At 59.4% G+C, this 11,885-nt stretch carries 9 protein-coding genes; 4 read left to right on the plus strand and 5 right to left on the minus strand.

The window, feature by feature from the left end; genetic code table 11:
• The 5 genes from drmA to NNZ72_RS25005 form a co-directional block, all read right to left on the minus strand.
• A partial coding sequence (gene drmA, locus NNZ72_RS24985; RefSeq protein WP_257318393.1) for a DISARM system helicase DrmA occupies nucleotides 1-3,057 on the minus strand: 3,057 nt, incomplete at its 3' end.
• On the minus strand, nucleotides 3,057-3,566 hold the full coding sequence (locus NNZ72_RS24990; protein WP_257318394.1) for a hypothetical protein: 510 nt from the start codon (nucleotides 3,564-3,566) through the stop codon (nucleotides 3,057-3,059). The genes drmA and NNZ72_RS24990, both read right to left, overlap by 1 nt.
• Before the next feature lie 6 nt (nucleotides 3,567-3,572).
• On the minus strand, nucleotides 3,573-4,679 hold the full coding sequence (locus tag NNZ72_RS24995) for an XRE family transcriptional regulator (protein WP_257318395.1): 1,107 nt from the start codon (nucleotides 4,677-4,679) through the stop codon (nucleotides 3,573-3,575).
• Nucleotides 4,680-4,767: 88 nt separating this feature from the next.
• Complete coding sequence (locus NNZ72_RS25000; RefSeq protein WP_257318396.1) at nucleotides 4,768-5,592, minus strand: hypothetical protein; 825 nt, start codon at nucleotides 5,590-5,592, stop codon at nucleotides 4,768-4,770.
• Between the two features lie 55 nt (nucleotides 5,593-5,647).
• Complete coding sequence (locus NNZ72_RS25005) at nucleotides 5,648-7,366, minus strand: Eco57I restriction-modification methylase domain-containing protein (RefSeq protein ID WP_257318397.1); 1,719 nt, start codon at nucleotides 7,364-7,366, stop codon at nucleotides 5,648-5,650.
• Nucleotides 7,367-8,288: 922 nt separating this feature from the next.
• Here NNZ72_RS25005 and NNZ72_RS25010 point away from each other — a divergent pair.
• The 4 genes from NNZ72_RS25010 (at nucleotide 8,289) to NNZ72_RS25025 (ending at nucleotide 11,552) form a co-directional block, all read left to right on the plus strand.
• Nucleotides 8,289-9,152 (plus strand): phage integrase N-terminal domain-containing protein, encoded by an 864-nt coding sequence (locus tag NNZ72_RS25010; RefSeq protein WP_257318398.1) that lies wholly within the window; start codon nucleotides 8,289-8,291, stop codon nucleotides 9,150-9,152.
• 901 nt (nucleotides 9,153-10,053) lie between these two features.
• Complete coding sequence (locus NNZ72_RS25015) at nucleotides 10,054-10,785, plus strand: helix-turn-helix domain-containing protein (RefSeq protein WP_257318399.1); 732 nt, start codon at nucleotides 10,054-10,056, stop codon at nucleotides 10,783-10,785.
• Nucleotides 10,786-11,007: 222 nt separating this feature from the next.
• Nucleotides 11,008-11,262 carry a type II toxin-antitoxin system ParD family antitoxin gene (locus NNZ72_RS25020; RefSeq protein WP_257318402.1) on the plus strand — a complete coding sequence of 85 codons (255 nt, stop codon included), beginning with the start codon at nucleotides 11,008-11,010 and terminating at the stop codon, nucleotides 11,260-11,262.
• Nucleotides 11,259-11,552, plus strand: coding sequence for a type II toxin-antitoxin system RelE/ParE family toxin (locus tag NNZ72_RS25025; protein WP_257318401.1), 294 nt, complete (start codon nucleotides 11,259-11,261; stop codon nucleotides 11,550-11,552). Before NNZ72_RS25020 ends, NNZ72_RS25025 begins: the two co-directional genes overlap by 4 nt.
• Nucleotides 11,553-11,885 lie beyond the last annotated feature (333 nt).

Consider the following 11,885-nt stretch of genomic DNA (forward strand, 5'->3'; position numbering starts at 1 on the left):
TAAAAAGCAGTCTTGAATCACGCTTCTGCTGATTTGGGAATCCACTTTGTCAACAGGACCTAGACCTGGCTTCTTCGCCTCGCGACCAACGCGCGACGTCGCCTGGATATACTCGGCAGCAGTTTTCGGCTGTCCTTGCACCACCATGAGCCCGAGACGACCGATGTCGAGACCGACGGAGATCATATTGGTCGCAAGCGCGACGTCGACAGCGTTCTTCTCTCGCACGTCATAGCCGAGCCTAGTTCTCGCTTCCGAGACCTGATCGGTACTGTACCGGGAAGTCAGCTCTTGAATGTCACGCAAGGTTCTGTCGGCGAAGGGGCTGCCGGAGGGCTCCTTTCGGACTCTCGTACTGCCATAGCTGGTCAGATGTGCCCGCACTTCGTCGTCAACGATACGGCGCGCACCGCCAAGTTCGCGAAGCGCGTTAAAATAGCAAAGAGCCGTCAGATAGGGATCAGCGGGATCGTCTTTCGCACCTGTCGACAAGGCCGCCGAGCCGGCAAGGATTGTCTGAAGGGTACGCAGGAAGACCAGCTTCGGGCCTCGTCCCGGAGATGCGATACCGGCATAAACACGCGACGGCGTCTCATTATCCACTTTCGCAAAGAAAGAATCATCTCTTCCGATGCCCGGTGGCGGGAAGATCGCGGTTTTTGAACGACCGAAGAGATTGCGTATCTGTGTTTCAGCCCGCCGGACGGTCGCAGTAGAAGCAACGATCTTCGGACCGCGGCGCCGTTCATTGATGTTTCGAGAGGCAAGGAGATCGAAAGCCGTTTCGTAGAGGCCGGCGATTGTGCCAAGCGGGCCGGAAATGAGATGCAATTCGTCCTGAATTATAAGGTCTATCGGCCGAAGTTCCTGCGACAACTTCGTGCCGCCGGACTCTGCAGCGCCGTAGAATCCAGTGGCATCGGCGCGATCTACATTCCCGAAAAACGCGCCGGCTCGGCCTTCCCAGGGAACGTTGGCGAACTTATCAACGGTCGCGATCATGAAGGCCGGCAGGCGACGGTATATCTCGTCATCGACCACGACGATCGGCAGTCGGTCCTCCCCGTTGAACTCGCAGTCGATGTTTTGGCAACGAATGTCCAGGCGCTGCGGGTTAGACAAGGTCGGATGGAGATTGAAGCTCGTCTTCTCGAAACGCTCGCCACACCAAGGGCAGTTTTTCATCGGAGCCGGCGCGGGACCATTACGAGAGCGATGCTGTTCAACCCAATAGACAGCAGTGCCTTCGTGCTTGTTCTTTGCGTCACCCAGACTGTTCGGCGTCGCTGCACCGCCCACCCACAAGCCGATTTCGATCGGCCACTTGCCCAATTTTCCGGAATCCTTGCGCTCTAATTCTAGCGCACAGACCAGACCAGCCGCGCGCTGCAACTGGTCAAGCGTCAGGAGCCGGAGAGTGTAGCGCATCACGACAGATAGACCTGCCCCCTCAAGGCCTGGATTGTTCAATCTGCGTCGAGCAATTGCGAAGGCGGCAAGGCCGAGATAGGCCTCAGTTTTACCGCCACCGGTTGGAAAGAAGAGCAGGTCGACGATCGGGCGATCTTCATGTGTCGGATCAGCCAGACCTTCGAGATTGAGAAGGATGAAGGCAAGCTGGAACAGACGCCAGGACGGCGCTCTCTGCTCGGCAGGCTTCTTGCCATCGATAGTGGCGCCGCGCTGGCGGTTTGCACGCGCCATCACCTTGTTCATGATCTGAAAAGCCTCACGGCTCACCGGATCATCCAGAAGCTTCGCAATACCGTCTTTGATCCGCCGGCAGGCTTCACGAATGTTCGTCAAGCATTCACGTGCGACGTCCTGTCTGCGCGCTCCGGAAATGCTTGCAATATTCTTATCCTGCTCCGAAGCCCATTTGGCATATTCGACGGGCAGGTTCGACAGTGCAGCCCTGAGCGTAATGGCATCCGCGGCAGCAGCCTCAAGCGCCTCCATGCCGCGTTCGACACCTGACGGCGATATGTCGGCTCCGAGCTTCTCGACCTCCTGGCAGGGGATCGGATTGGTGAAGACCGTGGTGACACGGCCTTCTTCGTCGGGAGCGACCCAGTCTGCTGAGGTGTTGTGACCGACAGCGAAGGAATAGACATCGCGATAGTGAAGATCAGCAAGGCGCTCGTCGAAATCGGCCGCATCATAGGAGGCACGGTCGTCGCGCGCGGCGAAACCTTCCGCCGTCGTGAGCTCCAGCCGTGCTTGGAAGCAGAGCGCGACATCACCGAAACGGCGTAGCGTCTCCGGACGGGAGTTAACAAGAAAGACCGAAACAGAGAGCACGTCGTCGCGAACACCATCGATGCCGGCGGTTTGTGCCGGTCGAGCGGTAACAACGAGCTCCAGTCCGCCACCCGGCACTTGCGGCGCGGCGCTTTCTGGAACGATGATGCGATGCGGCACGCCATTCATGATGCCGCGAAGATCGATCTCCAACCGCTCTTCACGGGGTATCCTGCGCCAGTCCAGCGAATTTTTCGGTGGCTCCTTCACCTGCTCTTTCGCTGCCAGCGCTCTCTCGCGCTCGTCAGGCATGAACACGACTGCCTCAAGTGGCGGCTCGGTCACATAGTCCCCCCAGGTGACGCGTGCCGCGAGCTTGGTTACTGTGGGTGGTAGAAGGACGGTCAGTCCGATTGATGACGGCGTGAACGATCTCATCGGCGGGCGCTCACTCGCGCCGTCATCAGCAGCGTTACCAGGACCCGGCGCTCCCTGTTCCATGCCCTCGCTGGAGCGAAGTGCATCGAGCTGCGCCTCTGCCTGCTCCTCTTCGACCGCCTCCCCAAGAATCTTCTCCGCACGCCTGTCCTTCGCGTCCTTGCGTCGCGGCGCAAGGAAGCCGGTCAGATACCAGGTCGACGGACTGGTGCCGGAAATAATTTCCGCTTTCAGGTCCGGATCGAGGTCCGGATGCGGCCCGACAAGATCGCGTCGCAGGAGATCGAGCAACCTGCCGCGAACCTCGACGGGCGTTGTTGGCTTAGGGAGGATGCTCAGCGCATCTTGCAACGATGTCGTGGTCGTATTGCTCGACATTATTTCCCCTCCAACTGCGCAAGTTGCGCCAACGCCTGCTCCAGCCACTTTTGTGTATAGGGAGTCTTAAGGTCCAGCTTGGGCCTGAAGCCGACGTCGCCGAGCAATCGCTCAAGCGACACCAGACGATCCCGCAGGCCAAGGCGAATGCCGATCCGGAGACTGGCCTTATCCGGACCACACAACACCCAAGCGTCTTTTCGGCTGATAGCATGTGCCCACAGCGCGCGTTCGCCATCATCGAGGTATGCGATGGACGGGTCTCTGGTTACAGCCTCGGCGTGGTCAGCATCACGAACGGCATGAACCGCCGCAAGCGTCTTCGTCAGCACATCATTGTCAATCTGCTCCTCGGGTCGGCGCTTTTGGAAGCCGGTCTGAGTCTCGACAAAGCATGTGCCGACCGTCTCCACACCGTATCCCCCGCAGAGCGCTTTCCATGCGCCGACGCGCCAGCACTCAATGACGACGTTAGTATCGACGAGGACGGGACCATGGTGTCGCGCCATGATGCCTCACAACTCGTAAGGCGCTTCGACGCCATGTGATGCAAAAAGCTCCGCAAAATCGTCAATAGCGAGATCAAGGATCGAGGCGATCCGGCGTATCGAGGTCTGGCCTTCGTCCAACGCGGCAGCAACGATCTGGACAAATGGCCTGGAGAACAGTGGGGGCGCTTCCGTCCTCCCCGGTTTTGCCCTCCCGTTGTTTCGAAGACCGTCGTCGGAAATTGCGTCACTCTGCGCTCGGCTTAGACGCCCCATGCCGACGAGCCGCCACCGCAGCGCCTGGGATGTCACTAACAGTTCGTCCGCCACCGCATTGAGGCGATCCACCAATTCCTCTCCAGCCAAACTTCCCCATTCGCCAAACCGATCCAGCACGGCTCCAGGCATCAGAAGCGCCGACGCGAAATTGTCGGCCAGCTGCTCGATGCGGCTTCGTTTTTTCGGCATGACCTCCTCAATGTGCTCAGGCGGCATCTTGTCCCATGTCAGGATATGAAAGAGCTCGTGCGCAAGATCGAAATGGCGGCGTCCGGCGATCTCATTGCGATTGATAAGCACGACGTCCAGTTCGGGCAGGCGACAGGCTGCCCCCGAAACCCCCTCGATCGGGTCGACCATCAAGACCAGAATGCCGAGCTTTTCAGCCATGACATCCGCCAGACGGCTCGCGGGCACGTCTCCGAGTCCGAATTCCGCCGCGAAGCGTTCGCCGGCTGCACTCGCGTCATCAAAGCTCGACTGCCTCGACAAGCTCAACGCCGGCCGCATGAGCGGAGGCTTGCGGCCCGTCTGGCGCGCAAGCGTGCGGAAGGCCGCAATCAAACGGCCGGCTGACTCTTCGTAGCCGCGGAGCCGGTCGCCATCGATGCCGGTCTGCCGCCAGGAAAAACGGCCTTCTCCGGCCAGCATGAACGGATCGGTGAAATAGTCGATGGACACGTCGAAGATTTGCGCAGCACGCAGCAGCTCGTCCGCCGCGACCTTTCGGTCGCCGGTCTCGATGGCCGACAGCGTCTGGCGATCCTTAAAACCGAATTGCTCGGCCAGGTCTTCCTGTGACAGTCTTCGCTGTTCTCGCAGCGATTTGATGCGTGCGCCGATGGTTGTGGTCATTGGGGTTCTCCTTGGCCCCATATAATCTTGCATAATTTGATTTGCAAGAATTTCTTGCGATCTTCCACTCGCAAATATAGTCATGTCGTCAAATCAACGAGGCGACCTTTTTTCGCAGTTGCCTGCTTCGTTCTTGTATCGTGTCGCAACCCACGTTGAGAGCGCAGTTTTTGTGGTCAACCAGATCGAGCTGACAGTTGTGGCGATTCCAGTGCGTCCCCGATGGGTGGTTCAACCCGGCAAGCACACGCCTGCCGTCGATGACCCCACGCTGAACGAGATTTTCAAGGACCAGTGTCGGAACCGGTCCAAAAGGCACAAGCCAAGCTTCCGGCAGTGCGCGCAACTCCGAAACCAGATAGCGGTCGATCATCGCCTTCATGGTCGGGCGTGACGTGATCTTGGCGTCGCCGCTATAGTTCTTCCAAGGCGCACCCGGATTTTTTCGTTCAAGCACGGGATAGCGGAGCACCGAGGTGTAGTGCACTCTGTCAGCGGCGGCACTGAAAAGCTCCGCCGTTGTGGCGAGCCCAAACAATCTCTGGAAGCCGAAATGGTCCATGAGGCGAGCACTGATGTCGCGCATCTCGCCCTTGAATGAAGCCTCGAATTTGGCTGAGCTCGCCGCCGCCCCAATCGAGCTCCCCTTCTTGAGCTGGCCCTGCAACGCTAGGAGTGCGGCCTCAGCCTGCTGCATACCTGGCGTGATGCCGATCAGCACGATGTCGGCGCGCTCATTGATCCAATCGAACGGCGCATAGAAACAGGCGTGCCGATCTTCTGACCATTCGGAGAAAGCCGGATCGCACAGGATGGATTTCGTGGCGATGGCTTGCCGCAAATCGCTCGGCCAACGGCCGACGAGATCGGAGCTGAGTGCGCCAATTCTCTGGATGATTTCGTTTTCAAGCATGCAATTCTATTTCCTGGAATGCCATCGCAACGGCGAAAGTGGCTGATGATCTCCATCAGCCAAACAGCCCCGCTCCGTCATCATCAGTATTCTCATCATCCGCCTCGCCGCCGCGTGGGGAACCCTTCGGCGCGATGCCCTGCCTGACCTCCTCGGCATGACGTTCGGCATTGAGCGCTAAGAGGCGTGAGAGAACCTTGTCGCGCTGCTCGGCCGGCCAGAAATAACGGCCCTGATAGGTATGGTCGTCCTCGGTTTCCTCGGTCAGGAACTGCGGCTGCACCTCCTCCGCTAGATCGTCCCAGCCATAGGCGTGAAGAACGGCGCGGTCCATTTCATCATGCAGTTCGCGCAAGTGGGCGATGGCCGCGCCGCACTCGCTCTCCTTATGGAAGCGGTTGTAGGTCTTGGTCATGCCCTCGTCGGCCTCGATCATCAGGGCGGCGCGGTGATCGTGGTAGGCTTGGCCGATTTGCTCCAGCGTTTCGTCTGACTCGTAGCCTTCCGAGAAAGGGAAGGTCTCGAAACAATCATCTTTAACGTAAGTTAACCTATCTTCCAAAGTAGTCCCAAAATAGCGCGCCCATAATTCGTGTAAGCGTGACTGCATGACACAGAATGCGGCTGATGCTTCAAAGGCAAACACGTTTAAGTTTTGTGAGTATATCATCCCGCTTGGTAAAAACGCGAATGCGTGATGAGGTGTGGCCTTGCTCGAATTGGCTAACACACGAGGCAAGCCCGATATCCTGCGATACAAGCCAGGTCTCTTTTCAGCGTACTGCCACCAGCGGTCTCGAAGAGCATCGCGAGCTTGAGGGTCGCGGATAGGTTTTACCCTTCGCCTAACAATTTCAATAAGGTCTGGCCAATCTTCCGCGACTTCTCCTGGGTAATCGACTGGCACCACTCCTTCCCGTAAAGCTTTCGTTCGGCGTTCATCGCTCCAACTAGACCATGACTGAAAACTTGCATTCCGTCTCAACGGCCTATCAAAAAAGTCGATCGCATATCGGTGATGTTCGTGCACCGGAGAAGTTGTTATCTCCTCTCCACCTATGAGAGGGAATATCCGCTGTTGATTGGTCGGGTCGTTTTCGATCAGAGAAAGCATCTTATCCAACGATTCTGCTTCACCCTTATTGGCGGCTAAATCATCGAAGGTGAAGCCCACGCCGAGCAGGATGGAGCCTTGGAACGCCTTTCCGGCGTTCCCAATCAGCCTTGTCGGCGCGTCATCGAAATCCCCCGCTACGAGGTACGCAGAAATGCGGTCCACCTGTCGCCCATCCAGAACTGGTGAGCGGGCCTTAACACCTTTGCCGACATGAACGATCGATACAACAACGGCCGCCCCCTCATTCGGCCACTGATAACGCTTGGTTGCACGGAAGATGTTACCGCGGTGACTAAGGATGGTCGCCAATCCGGTCGCGCGCGTGTCGCCTTGCCCAATCGTGTTAGTGGCGATTAGCCCAAAGGCGCCTCCTTCGCGCACTAGGTGGAAGGCACGTCGGAAGAAATGAGCGACGAGATCGGCATTTCCATGCGCGCCAGTATGCACTTGTTGCAGCCATGACAGATAGCGCGGTCCGGACGCAGCGGAGATCGTGTTCTTTCCAGCGAACGGAGGGTTTCCAATGATCGCATCAAATCCAGGGTTTTCCCGGCTAAACACTTCAGGAAACTCAATTTCCCAGTGAAATGGCCGCCAGCCCTGCTCCGCTCGGAAGGAATACGCCTTGGACGCCATGCGCTTGAAAGTGATAGCCAACTGCTGACATAGAGCATCTACATATATCTCCCAACACGTCAAACATCTGGCGTCGTCACTGAGTTCCGCAGTGACGACGCGGGCAACTGCCGCAAAGACAAGGCACGGAAGCTGATCCAATTAAATGATGGGCTCATGACGATGGGTGTGGTAGCTTGATCCTGCACTGACCTTCCGGCGGGTATGAACACCGGAGACCGGCACAGCAAGCGGTCGTGCTCGGCAAGCATATCTCTGCTGCAAGGCCGTAGCCAATCGGCCATTCCCAGACGCGCTCCGGCTCCCTCGCGCGTGTCGTCCCTGCCAACAGGGTGGAGCCTGATCCTGTCGCAGCCGCTATCGGCCGCATCTTTCCAGCACCCTGCTGCAAAAGCGGGCGTTTTTGCTGCGTGTCTTATCGGTGCTGCAGCAATATTCCTTCCTCCATTCATCGTGATCGCCTGCGGCAGCGTCCATGCGCCGCTGCGTCGTCTCCACCAGCTTCGAGCCTGCTGCGGCAATCTCGTCGCTGCCCTTTGGCGTGCCGTGCTGCGGCAGCCGTCATCGTCCATCCCCGTCTCACAGGAGATTCTCCAATGCATCAGAACAGCAACTTTTAGCGCCTCTCGTCATGCTGCGGCAGCACGCCAACCCAGCACTCGCCATGACGTGCGGCTTTTTCCGACCCTCGCGTCTCGATCGTCCCAGCGCGGCTTTGTCCCCGCGCCCCTTCCGCCTGGCCTTCCCACAGGAAGGAGGACGGACGCCTCATTCGAGGCAACAGGTGATCGAGCGCACCCGGCCCCTCGGCCCTTCGGGGCATCCCGCTTCATGCGGCGATGGCATGAACACTGACCAATGCACCCGCTCGAAAACTGAAGAGAGACCACCGCAGATACCCGCTTGCTGGGGTTCGATGACGATTTCGTTCGGAGGATGAAGCATGGACGATTTGACATACGAGCTGAAGCAGCTCTGCCGCCGCAACAAGGATGGCGGGGCCATGACCCAGGCGCAGCGGATGGGGTCGCTGGCGACTATCGCCCGGCAGCTGAAGCAGGCCGGGTTTCGCAACATGCGTGCCTCGTCGCTGAAGGGAAAGCACGTCGATGCGCTGCTGGAGCGCTGGGAGGGTGAGCACCTATCAGCCGGAACGATCAAGAACCGCATGTCGCATCTGCGCTGGTGGGCGGAGAAGGTCGGCAAGGCCGGCGTCATTCCCGCCGACAACGCAAAGCTCGGCATTACGCAGCGCCAGTTCGTCACCAATGCGAGCAGGGCGACCGATCTCGGCGACCGTCTGGAGCGTGTCGCCGATTCACATGTCCGCATAAGCCTTCGCTTGCAGCAAGCGTTCGGCCTGCGGCGGGAGGAGGCGATCAAGTTCCAGCCTGCCTACGCCGACAAGGGCGATCATATCGCGCTGAAGGGCTCCTGGACAAAGGGCGGACGCGAGCGGACGGTTCCGATCACCACCGCCGAACAACGCGCCGTGCTCGCTGAGGCCTATACCCTTGCCGGCTCCGGCTCGCTGATCCCGGCGCACCTGACCTACATCCAGCAGCGCCATCTCTATGACGGCCAGTGCAAGGCCGCCGGCCTCAGCAACATGCATGGGCTGCGGCATGCCTATGCGCAATCCCGCTACGAGGCACTGACCGGCTGGAAAGCGCCGGCCGCAGGTGGCCCCGGCAAAGACGTGCTGACACTGGAGCAGCGCCTTCTCGACACCGAGACCCGCCAGCAGATCAGCCGGGAGCTGGGCCACGAGCGCATCCAGATCACCGCCGTCTATCTCGGGCGGTGAAGCATCCGCCATGCACGAAAAACGTGCAGCGATCCCGTGTGTTCGGAGCCGTGAAGCTGCCCGGCCGCCACCAAGATTGCACCCGCGCCGATTCGCCTCCTCGGCATCCGACGCGCAAAAATCCGGTGCGTAAAAAAGGCGAGTTCGCCGCTGCACAAGCCGCTCTGGCCCTGACTATATCGCTCTGGAAGGTGATGGATTCGGCACGTTCCATCGCGTTTCGTGATGAAGGCAGGGCGACGGTTTGCTATGATGATCCCGCACTGACCTTCGGGTGGATTTTTTTAAGACCGGCGCAGCAGACGGTCGCGCCCGCAGGTGCATATCCCTGCTGCAAGGCCGTACCAGCCGGCCATCCCGGACGCGCTCCGCTCCCCTCGAGCGTGTCGCCCTGCCACAGGGTGGAGCCATATTTGTCCCAGCCGGGTCTCCGTCAAACCGGATGCCGGCATCTTGCTCATAGCCCCCGGCATTTGCCTCGGGGCGTCCTTCCTCCATCGGTTTCCGGTTTTTGCCGGAACGCTGTCGCTTGTCGTCGTTCCTGCGGTAACGCAGGCGCGCCCACGGCGTGGCGGCGGCATCGCCATTCCCGTCCCAGCGGCAGCGGTCATCACACCGTCCGCACCCTGTTCATCGGCTTGGAAAAGCTCGCCCGCGCCTTGCGGGACGCTAGTTCGCTGAAACAGCGGTGAGCGTATGGAAAACCTCTCCTCGTGCCGACGAAGGGAGGTTTCGGGTCAGTCGATAACGCAGGCTTTCGGGAGGCTCGACGCCACTTCCGAAACAGCCGGCGTTCACGAGCCTGCAAGAGCTGCCTCTTGTGGGACGGGCGAAGCCTTGTCTCGACCATGCCTCGCCCGCTGTCCGGCCGCGCCCACCCCAACGGGAGGGGTGGAGCCCCATGTTCGAACAGATCGGGACGGTGCTCGGAAGAGTGCTGGACGGGCAACGCTCGCGCGTGCCTGTCAGAGGAAACAGTTACCGGCGCGGCTATTGCGAAGCCATCTTCTGGAGACGAACGAACTGGCAGGAGGTGCAGCGCATCCTGCTTGCGGCAAAGCGCTACGAGCGGATCGAGCGGCGGCCGGGCCGGCGCAACGGGCCGCTCGGTTCTGTTGCGATCGAGGTTATGGAATACCTCGTCAGCGTCGTCGATTACAAAACCGGCCGGTTGGAACCGTCGATCGAAACGATGATGCGCCGGCTAAAGAGATCGCGCGACGCCATCGTGCGGGCGCTCACGAACCTGCGCCGGCATGGCTTCCTCGCCTGGATCAGGCGCTACGAGCCGACGGGCAACGAGGGACACGGCCCGCAGGTCCGACAGGTGAGCAATGCTTATCGTCTGCTCCTCCCGGAGCGCGCCAGACGGCATCTTGAGCACTTCGGCGTCTCTTCGCCAATTCCCGAAGACTGCGAACACACCCATGAGGTTCGCACGGCCGAGCTGGAGCAGTACCGCAAGTCGCTCCCATGCGAAGAACGGGCCTCGTTTACGGTCGACGATGCTCTCCTGCGGCAAGCCTATGCCCGACTTGGTAGGGCGATCGACCGGAAGAAATGGAACGACCAGCGCGAGTCCGCCGGGCGGGATGAATCCCGAACTGATTCTATAAAACCTGTACCAGAATAGACGGGCTGCGCCACGTCAGTCTTCGGTCGAGCCGGAAAGCCGCTCCGAATCGTGCAAGAAGCCGGCTGTTACAGCACCCATTCAGCTCTGAACCGCAGCGTTCACGCCTGCGGCAGCCGACACATGCGCTGCCAAGCGCTGGACGCCACCGCTTCCCTCGACGCAATGACAATAATTGCCATTCTTCGTCATGATTGCTAGGATGCCGTCATGGAGGCTGATATGGCGACAATGAATGTTTCCCTTCCCGATCCAATGAAGGAATGGGTCGAGGCACAGGCCAGGACGGGCCGCTATTCCAATGCGAGCGATTACGTTCGCGATCTTATCCGCAGGGACCAAGAGCGCAGCGACAAGATCGCTGCGATGCAGCGCTTTGTCGATGAAGGTCTGGCGAGCGGCATAAGCGATCGCAGCATGGACGAAATCCTCGCCGACGCCCGCATGCTGGCCGAAAAGGAAAGCGCAAGCCGGTGACATATCGGCTCTCCCGTGAAGCCGATGAAGACATCGTGCGCCTCTATGTCGAGGGTGCACGCCTGTTCGGGCACGCGCAGGCTGAATCCTATCATCAGGAACTCAAATCCCTGTTCGAGCTTCTGGCCGCCAATCCTCGCATGGCCCGCGAGCGAAGCGAGATCGTACCTCCCGTGCGCATTCATCCGTACAAGGCGCATCTCATCGTTTATGTGGTCGATGCAAATGATGACATTCTGATTGTCCGCATCCGCCACGGACATGAGGACTGGTCGGAACGGGCGCAATAGGAAACGGGCGCGGTCATCTTTCTCTTGCCGACACAACCATCCCGCTTCCGGATTGGGCCATGCGGAAAAGCGTAGTGGAAAGGGTTTGAAGGCAAGGGGACCAAGGGAAGGGAGTGAAGGGAAATGGCCCTATTCGGAAAGGGCGAAAGGGAAAGGTAGGCGGTCGGCACATTGCCTGCGCGACCGTGGCTTTTTCGGGCATTTTGGCATGTGTAGATTGTGGGTAGATTTTAGTTGATCTGGAGTTTTCTCAACAGAAACAACGATGTTTGGTTGCGGGGGCAGGATTTGAACCTGCGGCCTTCAGGTTATGAGCCTGACGAGCTACCGGGC

Source organism: Shinella pollutisoli (assembly GCF_024609765.1).
Lineage (GTDB): Bacteria > Pseudomonadota > Alphaproteobacteria > Rhizobiales > Rhizobiaceae > Shinella > Shinella pollutisoli.

What these genes read in the sequence shown, in the direction of transcription:
- NNZ72_RS24990 (WP_257318394.1), bottom strand. Translation starts at nt 3,566, where the DNA reads ATGGCGCGACACCATGGTCCCGTCCTCGTCGATACTAACGTCGTCATT.
- NNZ72_RS24995 (WP_257318395.1), bottom strand. Translation starts at nt 4,679, where the DNA reads ATGACCACAACCATCGGCGCACGCATCAAATCGCTGCGAGAACAGCGA.
- NNZ72_RS25000 (WP_257318396.1), bottom strand. Translation starts at nt 5,592, where the DNA reads ATGCTTGAAAACGAAATCATCCAGAGAATTGGCGCACTCAGCTCCGAT.
- NNZ72_RS25010 (WP_257318398.1), top strand. Translation starts at nt 8,289, where the DNA reads ATGGACGATTTGACATACGAGCTGAAGCAGCTCTGCCGCCGCAACAAG.
- NNZ72_RS25015 (WP_257318399.1), top strand. Translation starts at nt 10,054, where the DNA reads ATGTTCGAACAGATCGGGACGGTGCTCGGAAGAGTGCTGGACGGGCAA.
- NNZ72_RS25020 (WP_257318402.1), top strand. Translation starts at nt 11,008, where the DNA reads ATGGCGACAATGAATGTTTCCCTTCCCGATCCAATGAAGGAATGGGTC.